The 19,587-nt window shown below is 50.2% G+C and carries 16 protein-coding genes, 1 tRNA gene and 1 pseudogene; 11 read left to right on the top strand and 7 right to left on the bottom strand.

Annotation, left to right across the window (positions count from 1 at the left end; translation table 11 throughout):
- Positions 1 to 1,001: pseudogene (locus AL515_RS01075) on the bottom strand (zinc-binding alcohol dehydrogenase family protein).
- A 110-nt stretch (positions 1,002 to 1,111) separates the two neighbouring features.
- Between AL515_RS01075 and AL515_RS01070 the strand changes: the two are divergent.
- Positions 1,112 to 2,014 carry a LysR family transcriptional regulator gene (locus AL515_RS01070; protein ID WP_061066871.1) on the top strand — a complete coding sequence of 301 codons (903 nt, stop codon included), beginning with the start codon at positions 1,112 to 1,114 and terminating at the stop codon, positions 2,012 to 2,014.
- A gap of 36 nt (positions 2,015 to 2,050) precedes the next feature.
- Here the strand turns inward: AL515_RS01070 and AL515_RS01065 are convergent, their stop codons facing one another.
- The 3 genes from AL515_RS01065 to AL515_RS01055 form a co-directional block, all read right to left on the bottom strand.
- Positions 2,051 to 3,547 (bottom strand): C69 family dipeptidase, encoded by a 1,497-nt coding sequence (locus AL515_RS01065; protein WP_061066870.1) that lies wholly within the window; start codon positions 3,545 to 3,547, stop codon positions 2,051 to 2,053.
- A gap of 342 nt (positions 3,548 to 3,889) precedes the next feature.
- Positions 3,890 to 4,354 (bottom strand): hypothetical protein, encoded by a 465-nt coding sequence (locus tag AL515_RS01060; protein WP_061066869.1) that lies wholly within the window; start codon positions 4,352 to 4,354, stop codon positions 3,890 to 3,892.
- Positions 4,351 to 5,124: a winged helix-turn-helix domain-containing protein gene (locus AL515_RS01055; protein WP_061068783.1), complete on the bottom strand. Its 774-nt coding sequence runs from the start codon at positions 5,122 to 5,124 to the stop codon at positions 4,351 to 4,353. Before AL515_RS01055 ends, AL515_RS01060 begins: the two co-directional genes overlap by 4 nt.
- A gap of 573 nt (positions 5,125 to 5,697) precedes the next feature.
- Here AL515_RS01055 and AL515_RS01050 point away from each other — a divergent pair.
- Both AL515_RS01050 and misL read left to right on the top strand, forming a co-directional pair.
- On the top strand, positions 5,698 to 6,315 hold the full coding sequence (locus AL515_RS01050) for a transcriptional regulator (protein WP_048213740.1): 618 nt from the start codon (positions 5,698 to 5,700) through the stop codon (positions 6,313 to 6,315).
- 74 nt (positions 6,316 to 6,389) lie between these two features.
- The gene (gene misL, locus AL515_RS01045; protein WP_061066868.1) at positions 6,390 to 9,206 is read left to right on the top strand and encodes an intestinal colonization autotransporter adhesin MisL; all 2,817 of its coding nucleotides are present in this window, start codon (positions 6,390 to 6,392) and stop codon (positions 9,204 to 9,206) included.
- A gap of 137 nt (positions 9,207 to 9,343) precedes the next feature.
- On the opposite strand, the gene AL515_RS01040 is transcribed toward misL, so the two are convergent.
- On the bottom strand, positions 9,344 to 9,634 hold the full coding sequence (locus tag AL515_RS01040) for a SymE family type I addiction module toxin (protein ID WP_048213738.1): 291 nt from the start codon (positions 9,632 to 9,634) through the stop codon (positions 9,344 to 9,346).
- 126 nt (positions 9,635 to 9,760) lie between these two features.
- Here AL515_RS01040 and AL515_RS01035 point away from each other — a divergent pair, with 126 nt between their 5' ends.
- A complete protein-coding gene (locus AL515_RS01035) occupies positions 9,761 to 9,952 on the top strand; it encodes a toxin-antitoxin system HicB family antitoxin (RefSeq protein ID WP_061066867.1) in 192 nt (63 codons plus the stop codon).
- A gap of 12 nt (positions 9,953 to 9,964) precedes the next feature.
- Here AL515_RS01035 and AL515_RS01030 read toward each other — a convergent pair whose 3' ends face one another.
- Positions 9,965 to 10,822: a WYL domain-containing protein gene (locus AL515_RS01030; protein WP_225807930.1), complete on the bottom strand. Its 858-nt coding sequence runs from the start codon at positions 10,820 to 10,822 to the stop codon at positions 9,965 to 9,967.
- Positions 10,823 to 11,001: 179 nt separating this feature from the next.
- On the opposite strand from AL515_RS01030, the gene AL515_RS23590 reads away from it, so the two are divergent.
- A complete protein-coding gene (locus tag AL515_RS23590; protein WP_164725120.1) occupies positions 11,002 to 11,172 on the top strand; it encodes a hypothetical protein in 171 nt (56 codons plus the stop codon).
- Between the two features lie 363 nt (positions 11,173 to 11,535).
- On the opposite strand, the gene AL515_RS01025 is transcribed toward AL515_RS23590, so the two are convergent.
- A tRNA-Sec gene (locus AL515_RS01025) sits at positions 11,536 to 11,630 on the bottom strand.
- 290 nt (positions 11,631 to 11,920) lie between these two features.
- Between AL515_RS01025 and AL515_RS01020 the strand changes: the two genes are divergently transcribed.
- From AL515_RS01020 to AL515_RS00995, 6 genes are all read left to right on the top strand, one after another.
- Complete coding sequence (locus AL515_RS01020; RefSeq protein ID WP_061066865.1) at positions 11,921 to 13,303, top strand: glycoside-pentoside-hexuronide family transporter; 1,383 nt, start codon at positions 11,921 to 11,923, stop codon at positions 13,301 to 13,303.
- 10 nt (positions 13,304 to 13,313) lie between these two features.
- Positions 13,314 to 15,632 carry an alpha-xylosidase gene (gene yicI / locus AL515_RS01015; protein WP_061066864.1) on the top strand — a complete coding sequence of 773 codons (2,319 nt, stop codon included), beginning with the start codon at positions 13,314 to 13,316 and terminating at the stop codon, positions 15,630 to 15,632.
- Positions 15,633 to 16,078: 446 nt separating this feature from the next.
- Positions 16,079 to 17,632 carry a BglG family transcription antiterminator gene (locus AL515_RS01010; RefSeq protein WP_061066863.1) on the top strand — a complete coding sequence of 518 codons (1,554 nt, stop codon included), beginning with the start codon at positions 16,079 to 16,081 and terminating at the stop codon, positions 17,630 to 17,632.
- Positions 17,633 to 17,658: 26 nt separating this feature from the next.
- The gene (locus AL515_RS01005; RefSeq protein WP_003024008.1) at positions 17,659 to 18,129 is read left to right on the top strand and encodes a PTS sugar transporter subunit IIA; all 471 of its coding nucleotides are present in this window, start codon (positions 17,659 to 17,661) and stop codon (positions 18,127 to 18,129) included.
- Between the two features lie 19 nt (positions 18,130 to 18,148).
- Positions 18,149 to 18,469: a PTS fructose transporter subunit IIB gene (locus tag AL515_RS01000; RefSeq protein ID WP_003844521.1), complete on the top strand. Its 321-nt coding sequence runs from the start codon at positions 18,149 to 18,151 to the stop codon at positions 18,467 to 18,469.
- 26 nt (positions 18,470 to 18,495) lie between these two features.
- Positions 18,496 to 19,587, top strand: coding sequence for a PTS fructose transporter subunit IIC (locus AL515_RS00995; protein WP_003837581.1), 1,092 nt, complete (start codon positions 18,496 to 18,498; stop codon positions 19,585 to 19,587).

Here is a 19,587-nt window from a genome sequence, read left to right as displayed (position 1 = left end):
TTAAAACCCCTCCAGCACAATCTTGCCGACCGAACGACCGGTTTCAATTTGCGCGTGGGCTTTTTGCAGATTCGCCGCAGTGATAGCACCAAAATGCTCGCCCAGCGTGGTGCGGAGGGTGTTGTCGTCGATCAGCTGTGCCACGCGGGTCAGTAACTGATGCTGCGCAATGATGTCGTGGGTTGTAAACATCGAACGGGTAAACATAAACTCCCAGTGCAGCGAAATGCTTTTGGCCTTCAGCGGACGCGCATCGAGAGTGTGCGGATCGTCAATCAGCGCCAGTTTTCCCTGCGGCGCCAGGGCGGCAATGATTTGCGAATAGTGCTGCTCGGTATTGTTCAGGCTGGCAACGTGCGTCACCTCTTTAATGCCTATCCGTGCCAGCTCTTCCGTCAACGGCTTGTTGTGGTCAATCACATGATGAGCGCCCGCTTCACGAACCGGCTCTGCGGACGTGATGCCGTACCGATGACGGTCATTTTGGTCAGCTTACTGGCCAGTTGCGTCAGAATAGAACCGACGCCGCCAGCCGCGCCAACAATCAATAACACATCATCTTCATTGCCGTTTTCCTCAACGCCCAGACGGTCAAACAGCATTTCCCAGGCGGTGATCGCGGTCAGCGGCAGCGCCGCCGCAGAGGCGTTATCGAGTGATTGTGGCTTCAGCGCGGTAATACGTTCATCAACCAGCTGAAATTCACTGTTACTGCCAGCGCGACCCAGCGCACCGGCGTACCAGACTTCATCGCCCGGTGAGAACAGGGTGACGGCTTCACCCACGGATTTCACCACGCCCACGGCATCCCAGCCCAGCACGCGCGGCACATCAGCGTTAAAACCTTCGCGAACCTTGGTATCAACGGGGTTGACGGAAATGGCCTTCACTTCAACCAGCAGATCGTGCCCGGCGGCAACCGGCACAGGCAGGTCAATCTCTTGTAAAAATTCAATGTTATTGCCGTCGGTCGCGGCGCGGGTAATAGCGATGGCTTTCATAATCTCTCCGGTTCAGAAACCTTATCTCTGTTGAATAATTCGATGGTAAACCGGCAGCAGAACGGGAAAAATAGCCCTACGGCGACAGGACTTATACTCGGGGAGTGAAAATGTTCCGGCTTGAAGATCTCACGTTGTTTGTCCGCGCCGCGGCGCTGAACAGTTTTAGCGATGCCGCTCGCGAAGTCGGCGTTCAGCCTGCTCAGGTCAGCTCCGCCATCAAGCGTCTGGAGTCTACGTTGGCTATCCGCTTGTTCGCCCGCTCCACGCGCAGCCTGCGCCTGACGCCGGAGGGCGAGGTCTGGCTACCCTATGCCCGCCAGATGCTGGACGTGATGCATGCCGGGCTGCAAAAAATTCAGACCCCAGAAGATGAAGTGTCTGGCACGCTGCAAATCGCTGTGCCTTCCGATCTTGGCCGTAACCTGCTGCTGCCGGTCTTTCAGTCGTTTCGACGCCGATATCCCGCGCTGCGCCTGCGGATTTTTTTCTCTGATCAGGTGACGGATGTCTTTAAAGACCCCGTCGATGTTGCGTTTCGCTATGGCAATACCGAAGACGCGTCTTACATTGCCCTGCCCGTGGCGCCGGGGAACCGACGTGTGCTGGTGGCATCACCGGAATGGGTTGCACAAAACGGTGCGCCGCAAAGCCCGGGTGACTTAGCGCAGCTCAACGCCATGACCTTCGTCTTACGCGGACGCCTGCACGATCGCTGGACGTTTACGCGTGACGGCGAGGTCAGCAGCGTGCAGGTTAACGGCACCATAATGAGCGACGATGCGGAAGTGATCCGACGGCTGGCGATTGCCGGCGAGGGCGTGGCGTACAAGTCGTGGCTGGATGTCAGTGAGGATGTGCGTGACGGTCGATTACAACTGCTGATGCCGGATTATCAGGGGGAGAAAGTCCCGCTGAATATGATTTGCCCGCATCGGAAGCAGCTTTCAACGGCGGTCCGTCTGCTGCACGACGCAGTGAAGGCGCGGTGTGAAATGCTGGCGCAAAGCTAATAAGCGCTTTACGCCAGAATACTATCACGTCGTTACTCAGTCTTTTTTCGCAGCGTTGGCAAAGAAAATATCAGACTGAATGTCTTTGGTGCGGATGGTAAATAGCTGATTAGTCAGATCTTCCGTCAGCTTCTCGGCGTCGGCCATGATGCGCAGGTTGAAGTCATTCAGCATCTTATCGGCGGCTGGTTTATCGGTTTTCGCCATCTTCAGATACTCTGCTTCAACCTCTTTTTGCTCCTTGGCCACTTTGTCTTCCCATGCTTTGTAGGCTTTTTTGACGATTGGCGCGAGCTTCGGATAATCGGTCATCGTCAGCGTTTGTAATTTACGATATTTCCAGTAGATAGACTGATCGTCCGCTTTATCGGTACCCATCGTATAGTTAGCCGGATACGCTTTCAGGCCGCTGTAGTACGGAACAAAGGCGGTGAGATCAGCCATGCCCAAACCAATGTAGGTCGTTTCACCGATCTCTTTTGGCAACCACGGACGGACCTGCATAACGTGCGCTTCATAAGTACGGAAGACGCTGACCGGACGCCATGGCTCTTTACCGTTCAGACCGTTGGTGTAGGGGTCATGGCTGGTGCCTTCGTAATGGTTACGCAGTACGGCCTTCACATCGTCCAGCGTCATTTTCTTCTCTGGCGTCATGAAGACCGGGAATTCACGTCCTTTGGCCATATCCTGGTTTACGGAAGGATTGAACTCTTTCTGGATGGTCCATACGCGAGGGTCGTTATACGTGCGGTCACGCTCGTCATCACGGGTATAGGCTTTGGAGAAGTTGAATTTGCCATCTTTCGCCGGTTCGTACAGACCCTTTTCGGTCGCAAATTGAATCAGGTTTTTTGACGCCATCATGTCCGGGTTTTTCGGATCGTAATCCTGTAAGCGGCCCTGGTTACCGGTGGCAAAATACTGGTTATTTGGCAGACGCTGCGCCATCCACTGATGGCCGCTGCCGGTTTCCAGATACCAGATCTCGTTATCGTCGACAACGGCAACGCCAAAGCCTTCGCCTGCGCCGACGGTCTCAACGATATGGCCCAGTAGCGCCACGGCTTCACGCGCGGTTTTACTCTGCGACAGCAGAATATCCGGAATATCGTCTTCGGTGATCCCTTTATCCTCAACGTACGGGTCGGCGGCCAGCGCTTTTGGTGAGGCAAAAATAGATTCTGTCCCGCTCACGCCGACGCTCAGCTCGTTAAACCCGGTTGCGCCGTGCAACTGGGTTTTCCAGTTAGGAACCGTGGTATAACGCAGCGAGTTTTTGGGGAGCGGCCAGGTAAAGTCATTCGCGCCGTTATGTGCTTTGGTGCTGTATACCCCGGTCTGATTCTGTTTTGCCGGGTGAATGACAAAATGTTGCGCTTTCAGAGCATCGCTGTCAGCGCTACGGGCAACCAGCATGGAGCCGTCCGCTGATGCTTCGTTACCGACCAGCAGGGTCGTACAAGCAAAACCTGATGAAACAACGGCCAAATTTATAGAAAGTGCAATCAGGCACTTTTTAAAAGTAAACATTACGTATCCCTCATATGTACGCCAAAAATACACCGGAAACACACCGTTTCCTGAAATGCGATAACGCCTGAACCTTCAGACATTGCTCGCGAGAGAGATAAACGCCCCTGCCCACGTCTTCTCCAAATATCCATCCATAGGTTGAAGTCTTCTGGGCAAAATAAAACGCCCATTTCGCTTAATTGTTACGCAATGGATATTGTGGTATTCAGGATGTTTCCTGATTCGGGGAAAAGAATAGCAATGGGATATGAATGGATTCAGTGACCCATGTCGCGTAAGTCGATGATGACAAATATGAATTCCTGCGTGGGGGCACTCTTTTTGTATCCGGATATGACGTTACCTTTTACGGCAGTACAGCGAAGGAACAGTGGAACTCGCCACTATCCACGCCCCTTTATACTCCTCCATGACCAGACTCAGGCGCTGCCCGGTTTCGCGATAAAAACTGGGCAACGTCCCGTTGATATCGTCTTTATCGGCGGAGTCTGAGAAGGTTTTTACCAGTTGCGTCGACTGCAGCACGCGCGCGTCGTGGTGCTGGGTATAGGTAAAATAGATGTTTCTACTGATACCTGTGACGTGACGTCCGTACAGTTTGCCGGTTAAGGTTGCCAGCCCCTGATGGTCGTACAGCCGATATGACACCGTGCCGGTAAAGCGGTTGCTGCCAATATTCCACTCCACGTTACCGACGCAGTTCAACGGTCTGTCGGCGTAGCGTGAATACCATAGCCAGGCGCCCGAACCCAGCATCAATACCACGCCAATCGCCAGCAGGATAAGATTGTGTATTTTGTTCATTTCCCGCGCATCCAGTAGTAATGAGTAGAACAAAATGCGTGAACATCTATCCGCGCATCCTTATCGCATACAAAGGCCACCATCCTCTGTGCCTTACGGTAACCTGAAAGAAACACATGTTTGTTATATTCACAAAGATCGGGATGCGATTGCATCAGGCTGAAATAGCTTTCCAGATTGTGTTCATTCGGTGAGTAATAAATTTTACAGTTTTCCTGTGAGGGAATTTGCATAGAAACCGACACGAATTTACTAAACGGCATGACAGGGCGAGTCTGATACCAAACCAGCCAGATAATCAGAGTAGTAATAATCACTCCGGTGGTTAAGAAAATGTTCCACCAGGGAATCGACGTTGCTACTTGTGGTGGAGAGGGCATTACCTCGGGATCGTTGTTTTCCTTAATAAATGGTGCTAAAGGGGGCTCAGTTTGGGAATGTGTGATCGTCTCCACATGCGTACTCTCATTTAATCTGAGTCCTCGCCGGGAAATAGTTTTGACTGTATCACGGGGCAACCCGACATCCGCCAGTGCATTGCGCAACGTCAAAATTGCCTGGTAAAAAGTATTGGTCGTGGTCACATTGTTTCTTTCTCCCCAACCGACTTTGAGCAGCGTGTTCTGAGAAACAATGTCACTTGCGTGAGTAATTAAATAGAGAAAACAGAGCGAGGCTGGGATCTGCAGTTGAATTGCTCGCCCTGTCTGTCGATTGACCAGGCTTTTGTTATCAGGATTAAATTCGACCAACTGGTTGATAAGGTACAATGCCCGGCCCTCAGTAACGAAACGTCTCATATGTTGCATCAACATACCCATTTAATATTACATCGAAATGGATAAGACGCCTCTACCTTTGTACTTGATCAAAGATAAGAGTTTTACTCTTAACAATTAAATCCTTTTAATACAATGAGTTATAGTGGCTATATCTTAGGTGATAATTAACTAAGGTTAAATAATGAGAATTAATTACAGGTTTATCTGATTAGCTATTATATTTATCCCACAACATCACAAAGGTTTCTGGTTTTTAGGAATTTTGTGATTTACTAAAATCATTTCGCAAGGTTTTGTTTTAGCAAATAGTGCTGTATTTACGTTTACCGTGATGTCTGGATTTGTGTATAAAACTCCTAATATATGGGCTTTTAATCTGAGATAAAGCTCCGTAATACTTATCAACATAACGACATTTACAGTTGGAGATTATTTTTCTATAGGATTTTATAACATTTTTACCACTCGACTGTTATTAGCGAAAACGGATTTCACCACCTGTCGGATTGACACATTTATTTACCGATGAAATATTTATGGAAAATAACAGGGGCATAGTAGATGAAGAGAAAGCCGCTACAGAGTGTTCGTTGCATAAGCTGTGAATTATCCTGTGAATTATTTCCGGATGCTGCCGTACGCGCACAATACTGCCACCGTGCCGCTTTTGCTGTCTGGCCAGAGGGTAATGATTATTTGAAAAAAGGCATTATTGAAAAGCTTTTACTTAATAATCACAATCATTTATCCCATGGATTTATTTTTATCGATTTTTCATTCCCGAATTTGCGTCTGTTCACCGATCCGCAATGGGTGGATCGCCTGACGCAGAGTGGTATGCATATTGTATTGATAGCGGATCGGATCCTGACGCCGTTAGCCAATTACTGGTTATCGAAAAGCAATAAAATTCAAGGGATTATTTATTCCAGTGATAGTGATGAAGTTCAGCATCAGAAAATACGTCGCTTATTCCGGGGGCATCTCGCCAACAGCAAACGTGGGCGTTCATTGAATTATACGGAAATGATATTACTCAAGCGATTTATTTCAGGGATAAGTATTCAGCAAATTACCCGAATAGATAATATTGATGTTAAGAGAATATATGTCTACAAACTTCGACTTGAAGATAAGTTAGGCCTAAGTATTCATAAAATACTCTCTAACATTTTATAGCTGATTCTCATTTTTATTATTTCCACATCATCGCGATGTGGTGGACGCCCTACGCCCGAAAGCAGGAGGCTATTATGAAAAAACCTAAGCATTACTCACGCATTGCTATAGCGGTATCAACCGCGCTAACGTCAATGGTATTTTCAACCCACGCGGCCTGGATTGATATTGACAGTTTGCCTTCCAGTGGACTGGTGAACAGTCTTTCGCCAGAGTTGCAGGCTTTATTTCCTGCACAGGCGAATGCCAGTTTCGCTAAAACCAGCGCTACGCCAAATTATGTTTATCAGTGGAGTGCCGGCACCATTCCTGTTTTTGGCCATGGATTAACGCTGAATGGGCCAGGAGCAGAAGCCTTCGAACACACCATTACCGTTATTCAGAACAGCGCGACGGGTAGCCCGGGCGTTATTTTCGGTGACGACCTGACGATCCGCACACAGTCGAAGAATGCCGCTAATAATGGTAAGGATGTTGATGGTATCCGCACACACGGGGTCAATTCACCGGATAACCCGGTCTTTATCATCACCGGAGATCGCACCAGCATTTATGTGGACGGTCAGGATGGCGACGGTATAAACGCCGGTTACAGTGCCTATAATCAGGGGCAGGGTTGGAAAGGTTCGGCCAACATTTACGTTGGCGACGATCTGTATATTCAAACCACCGGTTATCAGGGGCGCGGTATCACTGCAAACGCGATGAGAGACGAAACGCAGGCCAAAAATACGATTGTCGTCGGCGACCGGGCACACATTGTGACGATAGGTGACAGTTCAGAAGGTCTTCGCACCGGGCAGAGCGGCTCCTCGATCCGCCTTGGTGATGGTGCCACTATCGAGACGTCGGGTGCTTCCTCAACAGGGATCTATGCCGCCTCATCTTCCAAAACGGAACTGGGCAACAATGCCACGATTACGGTCAACGGCGTTAGCGCGCATGCGGTTTATTCCACCAATGCGACCGTGAATCTCGGCGAAAACGCGACGATCAACGTAAACAATTCGGCCAAAGCGGCGTCATACAGCAAAGCGCCACGCGGCCTGTATGCGGCTTCACGCGGTGCGATAAACCTGGCGGGCGGCGCTGCCATTACCATGGCGGGCAATCACAGCAATGAAAGTTATGCCATCAGCACCGAAACGGGTGGCTCCGTAGACGGCTCCGCAGGTGGGCGCTTCCTTATCGACGGCGATCTTCACGCCGCCGGCGCGACTGCCGCGAACAGCAGCCTGCCACAGCAAAACAGTACCATTACGCTCAATATGACCGACAACTCGTTGTGGAGTGGGGCGTCATACATCACCAGCGTCACGGCCGGAACGGGTGTTATCTCGCTGCAAATGAGCGATGCGACCTGGAACATGACCAACAGCTCAACGCTTACTGACCTGACGCTGAACGGCGGGTCCGTGGTGAACTTTGGCCATGCTGACGGCGAACCGTGGCAGACGCTTACCATTAATGAAGATTTCACCGGCAACGGCGGCAAACTGGTTTTCAATACCGTCCTGAATGACGATGCCTCCGAAACCGACAAGCTGAAGGTGCTCGGCAATACCGCCGGTAACGCGTTTGTGGCGGTGAACAACATTGGCGGAAGCGGGGCGCAGACCATTGAAGGTATTGAGATTATCGAAGTGGCCGGTAATTCTGACGGTACGTTTGAGAAAGCGGGTCGTATTGTTGCCGGTGCGTACGACTATAACGTGGTGCAGAAAGGTAGTAACTGGTATCTGACCAGCTTTATTCCTGCTCCGCCGGATCCGGAAGACCCGGACCCGGTAGATCCCATCGACCCAGACCCTGTTGACCCGGATCCGGTTGACCCTATTGACCCAGGTCCTGTCGATCCAGACCCGGTCGATCCGATAATCCCTGAGCCGGAAATACCTGTCGCACCTCCGGTCACCGAGCAGCAATACCGCCCGGAAGCAGGCAGTTATCTGGCGAACAACTACGCCGCTAACACGCTGTTTATGACCCGACTGCACGATCGTCTGGGTGAAACGCAGTACGTCGATATGCTGACAGGCGAGAAGAAAGTTACCAGCATGTGGATGCGTAACGTTGGGGCGCATACCCGCTTCAAAGACGGTAGCGGGCAGTTAAAAACCCAAAGCAACAGCTATGTATTGCAGTTAGGTGGCGACCTGGCGCAGTGGAGTAGCGACGGTCTCGACCGTTGGCACATCGGCGCAATGGCAGGTTACGCCAACAGCCAGAACCGCACGCAGTCCAGCCTGACTGGCTACCATTCACGTGGTCAGGTCACCGGTTACAGCGTGGGGCTGTATGGCACATGGTATGCCAATGACGCCGACAAGACCGGCACCTACGTAGACACCTGGATGCTGTACAACTGGTTTGATAACAAGGTGATGGGCCAGGAGCAGGCGACAGAGAAATATAAATCCAGCGGGATAACCGCTTCGGTCGAAGCGGGTTATAGCTTCAAACTGGGTGAAAACGAGCGCAACAGCTACTGGCTGCAACCGAAAGCGCAGGTGGTATGGATGGACGTGCAGGCCGACAGCCACCGCGAAGCGAACGGTACCCGCGTGAAAGATAACACCGATGGCAACCTGATGACCCGTCTGGGTATGAAGGCCTTTATCAACGGTCACAACGCCATCGACGACGGTAAATCACGCGAGTTCCAGCCGTTTGTCGAAGCCAACTGGATCCACAACACGCAGACGACCAGCGTGAAGATGGATGATGTGAGCAACGACATGCGCGGCACGAAGAACATCGGCGAGCTGAAAGTCGGCGTAGAAGGGCAAATCACCCCGCGCCTCAACGTGTGGAGCAACGTGGCCCAACAGATCGGCGACAAAGGCTACAGCGATACCCGCGGTATGCTCGGCGTGAAATATAACTTCTGATGTAATGCAGTAATGTAAAAGCCGCTGATTAACCGATCGGCGGCTTTATTTTTTGGGGGAATTGTAGGCCGGATAAGCGTTAGCGCCATCCGGCATCTGGTAAATCTGTAATTAACGCTTACAGGTTCAGCCGCACTTCACTGGAGAGTTGCCAGCGTGTTCTCAATTCTGTTCAGCTTCTGATTTGCCTCTTTCAGCTCATCCTGCAGCCGTTGTTCCTGCTCGCCGTAGACCATCAGGACGATACAACCGTTCATCACTTTTACGCTAATCTGTTGCCCGGTATCAAACCCCGCTTCGCGTAGCCACTTGCCGGAAAGAATAATTTTGGGTGTGGATTTGTCGAAAACATTCGGGCGATATCCCACAATTACCGAACGCTCGGTTCCAGATTGGTCGGTGTCTGGGGTAGAATGCGAATCAGCCATAATCAACTCCTTGATAGTTGGTGAGGTTAGACGCTCCGGCTGTGTTCCCGCACAACGGGGCGTTGCTAGTGTAGAAGGCTTTTAGGTGGCCTCCTATATGGTAAGAGTAATTGGATAGGTGGCCCCATGTCAATCATATCGCGCGAAAAAAAACCAAAAGGCGGTGGTCAGTCACCGCAGTTCAAAATGCGTATTGATCCGGCATTGAAGGAGCAGTTGGATGCAGTAGCTGCTGAAGAAGGGGTAAGTCTCGCCAGTTGGTTGAAAGAACTGGCGAGGGAGGCTTTGCGTGCGAAAGGCATAAAACCTTTAGGCTAGTAAAAATCTAATTCATTCTGTAGGAGCCAGAAACATGAAATCTTTTTTAGCATATTGAGCATGATTTTTTAGATGTAATTGGTAGATCTCAGAATTTAATATTGCATCAAAAGAACAGTCAACGTTCCATGCTCTTAGATAGAAACCTGCCGTCGCTTCGCGTACTTTCACAATTAAAGAGCCCCTAATCATTCTGTATTCATATTCGATAGTATCTTTGAACTTTATTCTTGGGTGTGGAACTATTTCTAATTCAAGAATATTATTCCACTCAATATCATCACTTATACTCTCTCCTTTTTCAGCTATAACATTCAATAAGTTAGCTTTAGTTATTCGAGATGGGGAGAGACTAATGAACTTCTTATATTTACTATCATAAGCGCGCACATATATTTTTAAGCCATCATCGAATAGACTATGGGGAGTAATAATCCTTTTTGATTTTCCACTCGTAACAGAAAGATACTCAATTTCTACTTTCTTTTTTTGTGTAATAGCTCTAGTTATTGGAGAAAATGCTTCTTTACTAGGTATATTAAGACGCTGACATCTATAAACATAGTTAATATCTGTTTTTTCTATTTTTTCAGATTTTATCCAGCAAAGGACATCAATATCGCTTAAATTATAATATGGAGAAAAAATCTCATCATTTATAATATGTTTTTTTGTTTTTGAATCGAAGTAACTATTTTTACCTTCAGTAATCTCATTATATTTATTAATATCTCTTGTGGCTGATGCTTCTTTTATATTAAAGGCCTCCATTAATGAAGAGCGAGACACCTCTCCTTTATATATTAAGGAAAATTCAATGTATCTCAGTCGGTCACTATCGTGCGGTGTGAAAGTTGATATCGGATTCATGTTACCCTCCGTAGAACGTGTTATGCTAGCAATCTACTACATATGGTGTCTATGATAGAGCAAAGATCAGATTGAGGCTATAGGTGCGATCAAAATGATCTTGCTTCTACTTGATCCTTCGACGATCCAAGGTATAATCCTAAAAGCTGGCAAATAGTCAGTATTTTGAGGAAATGAAAATGGCAGTTAACAAACCATACGGTGATGGCAAGCGAATCGGAGCTGTACGTGAGCGTAGCCAGTGTCAAACTCCAAGCGGTCATTGGGTCAAGCGTGATACAGAAACTGGGCGTTTTATGGATGTGAAGGCAGACAAAACCCCGTTTAAAGGAGTCCGAAAAGAAAAATAGCCGTTACCGGTGGAACGATAACAGCTACTTGTGGTGCTAGTCACTAAAGGTGGTGGAACACCTTAGTGAGGATGCTATACGGGAGGTCTCCATCCCGGAGCATAATTCTAAAGCTAAAAAATTATACTCTTTTAGTACCATTTTATCCAGAGATCCCTCCCTAACATACTTGGGAGATTTTGATGAATCGTTCAAAGATTGTTCGTGTTTGCGCTTACGTCCGTTTTCGTTTAGGTCGTTTTGAACATGTGTGTGCGCATTGGCGTTCATTGCCACATTAAAGTAATGAGAAAGGGAGGAGAGAAATCTCTTCCTTTTTTTATCAGCAAGGTAAAAAAGATTTCTAAAAAGAGTGAGGCATTTTGGCGGAAGATCACAGGAGTCGAACCTGCCCGGGAACGCTGGCGTCCCCAACTGGATTTGAAGTCCAGCCACCTCACCGGAGATGACGATCTTCCGCGCCTCGATTGCTACATGGAGGCGGGGCGCATTATAGCTACTTCCAGACGTTTCCACACCCCCCCACTCACTTTTTTAACTTCCCTTTTGTCTTGCCATGATCGGTTTCATATAAATCCTCAATAAATCCGGTAGTTACATTTCATCACATTTTTCGACGCTACCCCGATCACAGAAAACAAGAATCGTAATTTGATAACGAGATATCGGAATACCCGCGCTCACAGGGATGGTTTACAAGAACTGTAACCGGTATCAGTGCGTGTGAAAGTGCTAACAAGGATGCGTAATGAAAAGTGAGATTCTGTCTGTTAAAGAGAAGATTGGCTACGGAATGGGCGATGCTGCCAGCCACATTATCTTCGATAACGTTATGTTATATATGATGTTCTTTTATACCGATATTTTTGGTATTCCAGCCGGATTTGTCGGCACCATGTTCTTACTGGCGCGTGCGCTGGATGCCATCTCAGACCCTTGTATGGGGCTGCTTGCCGACCGCACCCGCTCGCGCTGGGGGAAATTCCGCCCGTGGGTGCTGTTTGGCGCGCTGCCGTTTGGTCTGGTCTGTGTGCTCGCCTACAGCACGCCGGATCTCAGCCTGCATGGCAAAATGATTTATGCCGCCATCACCTACACGCTGCTGACCCTGCTTTATACCGTGGTGAATATTCCCTACTGCGCACTGGGCGGTGTCATCACCAATGACCCCACGCAGCGTATCTCCCTGCAATCATGGCGCTTTGTGCTGGCGACGGCGGGCGGCATGCTCTCCACCGTGTTGATGATGCCGCTGGTGAATCTGATTGGCGGCGAGGATAAAGCGTTCGGCTTTCAGGGCGGGATTGCCGTGCTCTCGGTTGTGGCCTTCCTGATGCTGGCATTTTGCTTTTTCACCACCAAAGAACGCGTGGAAGCGCCGCCGAGCACCACCTCGATGCGTGAAGACCTGCGCGACATCTGGCAGAACGACCAATGGCGCATCGTCGGCATGCTGACCATCCTCAACATCCTGGCCGTCTGCGTTCGCGGCGGGGCGATGATGTATTACGTCACCTGGATTTTGGGTACCCCGGAAGTGTTTGTCGCCTTCCTCACCACCTATTGCGTCGGCAATCTTATCGGCTCTGCGCTGGCGAAGCCGCTCACCGACTGGAAATGCAAAGTCAGCGTCTTCTGGTGGACCAACGCCGCGCTGGCGGTCGTCAGTCTGGCGATGTTCTTTGTGCCAATGCACGCCAGCATCACCATGTTCGGCTTTATCTTTGTGATTGGCGTACTGCATCAGCTCGTGACGCCAATTCAGTGGGTCATGATGTCCGACACCGTTGATTACGGCGAGTGGTGCAACGGAAAGCGTCTGACGGGGATCAGCTTTGCGGGCACGCTGTTCGTACTCAAGCTGGGTCTGGCGCTTGGCGGGGCGATGATCGGCTGGATGCTGGCGGGCGGGGGATACGACGCCGCAGCGAAAACCCAAAACAGCGCCACCATTAGCATCATCATCGGGCTGTTCACCATTGTTCCGGCTATTTGCTACCTGCTGAGTGCCGTGATTGCCAAACGCTTCTATACCCTGAAAACCCCGTATCTGACTGAAATCATGAGCCAACTGGCTCAGGGGGCGCGCCGCAATCAGCAGGATTTTACGACGAAAGAATTACAGAACTAAGGAACCGACAATGAAAATTAGCGATGGAAACTGGCTGATTCAGCCCGGTCTGAACGTGATTAACCCGATTCAGGTATTCGAGGTCGAACAGCAGGGTAACGAGATGATTGTCTACGTTGCGCCGCGCGATGTGCGCGAACGTACCTGGCAACTGGATACCCCATTGTTTACCCTGCGCTTCTTCTCGCCGCAGGAGGGCGTGGTGGGGGTGCGTATGGAGCACTTCCAGGGGGCGTTGGATACCGGTCCGCATTACCCGCTAAATGTGCTGCAGGATGTGAAGGTCGAGATGCGCAACACCGCTGAATTTGCCGAACTGAAGAGCGGTAACTTGAGCGTGCGCGTTACCAAAGGTGAGTTCTGGTCGCTGGACTTCCTGCGTAACGGCGAACGTATTACCGGCAGTCAGCTGAAAAACAACGGCTACGTGCAGGATACTCACAGCGGGCGTAACTATATGTTTGAGCGCCTGGATCTCGGTGTCGGGGAAACGGTATATGGTCTGGGCGAACGCTTTACCGCACTGGTGCGTAACGGGCAAACGGTAGAAACCTGGAACCGCGACGGCGGCACCAGTACCGAGCAATCTTACAAGAACATCCCGTTCTATATCACTAACCGCGGCTACGGCGTACTGGTGAACCATCCGCAGTGCGTGTCGTTTGAAATCGGCTCTGAGAAAGTGTCGAAAGTGCAGTTCAGCGTGGAAAGCGAGTATCTGGAATATTTCGTCATCGACGGCCCAACGCCGAAGGACGTGTTGAACCGTTATACCCAATTCACTGGCCGTCCCGCGCTGCCGCCTGCCTGGTCGTTCGGCCTGTGGCTGACCACGTCGTTCACCACCAATTACGACGAAGCGACGGTCAACAGCTTTATCGACGGGATGGCCGAGCGCAATCTGCCGCTGCACGTTTTTCACTTTGACTGCTTCTGGATGAAAGCCTTCCAGTGGTGCGACTTTGAGTGGGATCCGGTGACCTTCCCGGACCCGGAAGGCATGATCCGTCGCCTGAAAGAGAAAGGGCTGAAGGTTTGCGTGTGGATCAACCCGTATATCGGGCAAAAATCACCGATTTTCAACGAGCTGAAAGAGAAGGGATATCTGCTCAAGCGGCCGGATGGTTCCCTGTGGCAATGGGATAAATGGCAGCCGGGCCTGGCGATTTATGACTTCACTAATCCGCAAGCCTGTGAGTGGTATGCCAACAAGTTGAAAGGTCTGGTGGATATCGGCGTTGACTGCTTCAAAACCGACTTTGGTGAACGCATTCCTACTGACGTTCAGTGGTTTGACGGTGCCGATCCGCAGAAAATGCACAACCATTATGCGTACATCTACAACGAACTGGTATGGAACGTGCTGAAAAAGACTGTCGGTGAAGAAGAGGCGGTCCTGTTTGCGCGTTCAGCTTCGGTCGGCGCGCAGCAGTTTCCGGTGCACTGGGGCGGCGACTGCTATGCCAACTATGAATCGATGGCCGAAAGCCTGCGCGGCGGGTTGTCCATTGGTCTGTCCGGATTTGGCTTCTGGAGTCACGATATTGGCGGCTTTGAGAATACCGCCCCGGCGCACGTCTACAAGCGCTGGTGTGCGTTCGGGCTGCTCTCCAGCCATAGTCGTCTGCACGGGAGCAAATCCTACCGTGTGCCGTGGGCGTACGATGACGAATCCTGCGATGTGGTGCGCTATTTCACCGAGCAGAAATGCCGCATGATGCCGTATCTGTATCGCGAAGCGGCGCGCGCCAATGAGCAAGGCACGCCGATGATGCGCGCAATGATGCTGGAGTTCCCGGACGATCCGGCATGTGATTACCTCGACCGCCAGTACATGCTGGGCGATAGCGTGATGGTTGCGCCGGTGTTTAGCGAGGCGGGTGATGTGCAGTTCTACCTGCCGGAAGGACGCTGGACGCATCTGTGGCGTAACGACGAGGTGTCTGGCAGCCGCTGGCATAAGCAGCAGCATGACTTCCTGAGCCTGCCAGTCTACGTGCGTGAGAACACCCTGCTGGCGCTGGGCAGCAATAACCAGAAGCCGGACTACGCCTGGCACGAAGGCACCGCGTTCCAGCTGTTCCATCTGCAGGAGGGCCGGGAAGCGGTGTGTGAAGTGCCTGCGATGGACGGCTCGGTTATCTTCACGCTGAAGGCGACGCGTGTAGGTAATACCATCACTGTGAAAGGGAACGGTGAGGCACGTAACTGGACGCTGTGCCTGCGAAATATTCAGAAAATTGGCGGCATTAAATGCGGGTCGCATATGGGCAGCGAGCTGGGTGTAGTTATTACTCCACAGGGCAGTGAGCTGACGATTACCTTGTAAGCATGTGTCGACGTGGTGCCGGATGCGTTTTATCCGGCCCACGCTGCGAGCAGCATTCCTGATCTGAAAATCCAAAACATCCTGAATTAAATTTTTATCTCTGCATATTTGCGAGCGGTATCACTCTGATTCCCGCGAAAAATGTGATCTGCGCCGTAAATATCTCACTATTTCCTCTTTTTGTCTTATTTCTGTCCGGATTACTGGACACGATTTAGTATTGTTGGCGCATCGTAGTCCTCTTATATTTATCATCACGGATTACACGTGGAGCATAAATGCTTCTTTATAACCTAAATAATTCGAGTTGCAGGAAGGCGGCGACGCAGCGAATCCCCTGAGCGTACATAAGTACGTGACTGGGGTGAGCGAGGAAAGTCAACGCACATGCAGCTTGAAGTATGACGGGTATAGATATTTAATCTGGTATGTAATAAGGGTAAATAATGCAAATGATTACCTCGCGACAAAACAGATTATTAAAGTTTCTTCTGTCTAAGAAGGAATATATCACGCTGCTGAAAATTGCCGAGTATTTATCTGTTTCAGAGAAAACTGTGCAGCGCGATCTGCGCTTACTGGAACCATGGTTATCAGAATGGAAAATAACCATCGATAAACGTGCTGGTGCTGGGGTGATATTAAGTTCCGATAATATTACCGACCTTTTATATATGGACCAGTTATTAGGATCGGAGGGTGATGATACTGACGGCATGATGAATAATTCACGGCGAGTCAAGATAGCCTCACAATTATTAAGCGAAACGCCGCATGAAACGTCGATCAGTAAATTATCCGAACGTTATTTCATTAGTAGCGCATCGATTGTTAACGATCTGAAAGTAATTGAATCCTGGATTACCCCTCTGGGCCTGTCGTTGATTCGCAGTCAGAGCGGCACGCATATCGAAGGCAGCGAGAGCGGTGTACGCCAGGCGATGGCGTCGCTGATTAACGGCGTGATTAACCATAATGAACCTGGTAACGTGGTTTATTCACGCCTTGACCCGGGCAGTTATAAAGCCTTAGTGCATTACTTTGGCGAAGAAGATGTTTTATTTGTCCAGACGTTATTGCAGGAAATGGAGAACGACCTGTGCTGGTCTTTGGGCGAGCCTTATTACGTCAATATCTTTACCCATATTTTGATCATGATGTACCGCATCACGCGGGGCAATGCGCTGCCGAGAAAAGATGAAAATATCACCTCATGTGACGAGAATATTTTTTCCATTGCCAGCCGGATGATTCAACATATTGAAAAACGCATTGCCCACCCGCTACCGGAAGACGAAGTCTGGTTTATATATCAATACATTATCTCCTCCGGCGTGGTAATTGAAGAGCATAACGACGTGAGCGTGATTGGCCATATGCATTCCAGCGACGAAGCGCGTTTGATTACCCATCGGTTGATTGCCTCCTTTGCCGAGATGGTCGACAGCGATCTTAGCCAGGATACTGCACTGTATGACGGATTGCTGATCCACATTAAGCCGCTGATTAACCGCCTGAACTACCAGATCCGCATTCGTAATCCGCTGCTGGAGGATATTAAAGGCGAGTTGCAGGACGTGTGGCGTCTGACCCAGTGCGCGGTGAATCGGGTGTTTAGCGGTTGGGGCGAGCAGTCCGTGTCGGAAGATGAGGTGGGATATTTAACCGTGCATTTTCAGGCCGCAATGGAGCGGCAGATAGCGCGTAAGCGCGTGCTGCTGGTCTGCTCAACCGGTATTGGCACCTCTCACTTACTCAAAAGCCGTATTCTGCGCGCCTTTCCGGACTGGACTATCGTCGGCGTGGTATCGGCAGGCAGCCTGCCCTCCGTACTGACGGACGATATTGAACTGGTGGTATCGACGATAAATTTACCTGCCGTTGCTATGCCGGTCGTGTATGTCACCGCCTTTTTCAATGATGCAGATATTAAGCGGGTAACAGAAACGGTTATTACGGAAAAATTACATCGGGCGACGTCGCTGGTCGTCGAAAATTAATGTCTGAACTCCATGAGGTATGATTGATGGACATCACGAAAATACTCAATACAAATCGCGTTATTTTGGATATGAAGGCCACAAACAAAACGGAGGCTATTGAGGAACTGACGGATATTCTGCAAAAAGATGGGGCAATTAGCTGTCGGGAAACGTTTATTCAGGATGTCTGGCAGCGTGAATCAGAAGGCTCGACCGGCTTCGAAAATCATATTGCGATCCCGCACGGGAAATCCTCGGCGGTGGTCAATACCACGCTGGCAATTGGGCGTACCCGGCAGGACATTCCCTGGGAAACCCTGGATGGCAGCAACGTGCGCTGCATTATTCTGTTTGCCGTACGTCTTGAAGATCAAAACACTACACATATTCGTCTGCTTTCGCAGGTTGCCGGCGCGTTGGCGGATGACGACATTATTGAACAACTGTTAGTCGAAAGCAGTCCACAGAAAATTATTGAGCTTTTTAGCCAATATGCTGAATCCAATGTCTGCTAAATAAAAAGTGGAGCATGTTATGAATATTGTTTGTGTTGCCGCCTGTACGGCGGGTATTGCGCACACCTATATTGCTCGTGAGAAGCTAATTAAAGGTGCTAAAGCGCTTGGTCATAATATAAGAGTTGAAACCCAGGGAACTATCGGCACGGAAAACGAACTGCTGACAGAGGATATTTCTGCAGCTGATGTCGTAATTCTTGCTGTCGATGTCAAAATAAAAGGGGAGGAACGATTTTCAAATAAACGCATTGTGCGAGTGAAAACCGAAATCGTCATAAAATCGCCCATTCAGTTTCTTGAAAAGGTCGAAAAATCATTAGTTAATAATAACCAGTAGCGATCCTCATTCTGGAGGGATTTCACATGAGTGAAAATAAAATTCCGCTATCTCAGGAAATAAAAAGACATTTATTAACGGGAATTTCGTGGATGATCCCGTTAATTGTCGCCGCCGGGATCTGTATTGCTCTCGGGCAAATACTTGGCGGCACTAACGTGGGTGAAAAAACAGGAACCATACCCTGGATGCTCAACCAGATTGGCGGCTGGGGGATGGGGTTAATCGTACCGCTGATTAGTGCGGCGATTGCGTACTCCATTGCCGATCGTCCCGGATTTGCGCCGGGCCTGATTGTCGGCTTTGTTTGCGGCGAAATTCATACCGGTTTTATCGGCGGGATGCTGGGCGGGTTCCTGGTCGGTTATACCGTACTGCTTCTTAAGCGCTATATCCGTTTGCCACAGTCGATGCAGGGGCTGATGCCCATCATGGTGTTGCCGGTACTGAGTACCGTCATTGGCGGCCTGTTGATGATGACGCTGATTGGCAAGCCGATAGCCTGGCTGCAGGACGCGTTAATTCATCTGCTGGAGTCCATGCAGGGCGGGTCACGCTTCCTGATGGGCGCTATCCTCGGTGCGATGGCGACATTCGACTTCGGCGGACCGGTGAATAAAACCATGTCGCTGTTTGCTGACGGCATGCTGGTCAGCGGTGTGTACGGTCCGGAAGCGGTGAAGTTTGTTGGCTCGATGATCCCTCCGTTCGGCATTACGCTCTCTTTCCTGCTGACGCGTCACAAATACACCCGTGCGGAGCGCGAGGCGCTGAAAGCGGCATTCCCGATGGGGATCTGCATGATTACCGAAGGGGTCATTCCGATTGCAGCGCGCGACCTGTTGCGCGTGGTGGGCTCCTGCGTGGTGGCCTCGGCGATTGCGGGCGGCCTGATTATGGTGTGGGGTGTCGAAAGCCCGGTACCGCACGGCGGCATGTTTGTGGTTCCGCTCTTTACGCATCCACTGCTGTTTTGCCTGGCGCTGGGGATCGGCACGGTGATTTGCGGTGTCATGTTGTCGCTGTGGAAGAAACCGGTGACCGAGCGTGACGAAGAGTTTGATGAACTCAGCGATCAAAAACTGAAAGACGAAGAGATCACCTTCACCCTGGAATAA

Origin of the sequence: Citrobacter sp. FDAARGOS_156, from assembly GCF_001559235.2 — a bacterium.
Lineage (GTDB): Bacteria > Pseudomonadota > Gammaproteobacteria > Enterobacterales > Enterobacteriaceae > Citrobacter > Citrobacter youngae.
Note: the sequence above shows the minus strand (reverse complement) of the source record. Positions and strands in the feature narration are given on the sequence as shown.

Excerpts from the sequence above, each read along its gene's own strand:
- AL515_RS01070 (WP_061066871.1), top strand. The coding sequence starts at position 1,112 with ATGTTCCGGCTTGAAGATCTCACGTTGTTTGTCCGCGCCGCGGCGCTG.
- AL515_RS01065 (WP_061066870.1), bottom strand. The coding sequence starts at position 3,547 with ATGTTTACTTTTAAAAAGTGCCTGATTGCACTTTCTATAAATTTGGCC.
- AL515_RS01060 (WP_061066869.1), bottom strand. The coding sequence starts at position 4,354 with ATGAACAAAATACACAATCTTATCCTGCTGGCGATTGGCGTGGTATTG.
- AL515_RS01050 (WP_048213740.1), top strand. The coding sequence starts at position 5,698 with ATGAAGAGAAAGCCGCTACAGAGTGTTCGTTGCATAAGCTGTGAATTA.
- misL (WP_061066868.1), top strand. The coding sequence starts at position 6,390 with ATGAAAAAACCTAAGCATTACTCACGCATTGCTATAGCGGTATCAACC.
- AL515_RS01040 (WP_048213738.1), bottom strand. The coding sequence starts at position 9,634 with ATGGCTGATTCGCATTCTACCCCAGACACCGACCAATCTGGAACCGAG.
- AL515_RS01035 (WP_061066867.1), top strand. The coding sequence starts at position 9,761 with ATGTCAATCATATCGCGCGAAAAAAAACCAAAAGGCGGTGGTCAGTCA.
- AL515_RS01030 (WP_225807930.1), bottom strand. The coding sequence starts at position 10,822 with ATGAATCCGATATCAACTTTCACACCGCACGATAGTGACCGACTGAGA.
- AL515_RS23590 (WP_164725120.1), top strand. The coding sequence starts at position 11,002 with ATGGCAGTTAACAAACCATACGGTGATGGCAAGCGAATCGGAGCTGTA.
- AL515_RS01020 (WP_061066865.1), top strand. The coding sequence starts at position 11,921 with ATGAAAAGTGAGATTCTGTCTGTTAAAGAGAAGATTGGCTACGGAATG.
- yicI (WP_061066864.1), top strand. The coding sequence starts at position 13,314 with ATGAAAATTAGCGATGGAAACTGGCTGATTCAGCCCGGTCTGAACGTG.
- AL515_RS01010 (WP_061066863.1), top strand. The coding sequence starts at position 16,079 with ATGCAAATGATTACCTCGCGACAAAACAGATTATTAAAGTTTCTTCTG.
- AL515_RS01005 (WP_003024008.1), top strand. The coding sequence starts at position 17,659 with ATGGACATCACGAAAATACTCAATACAAATCGCGTTATTTTGGATATG.
- AL515_RS01000 (WP_003844521.1), top strand. The coding sequence starts at position 18,149 with ATGAATATTGTTTGTGTTGCCGCCTGTACGGCGGGTATTGCGCACACC.
- AL515_RS00995 (WP_003837581.1), top strand. The coding sequence starts at position 18,496 with ATGAGTGAAAATAAAATTCCGCTATCTCAGGAAATAAAAAGACATTTA.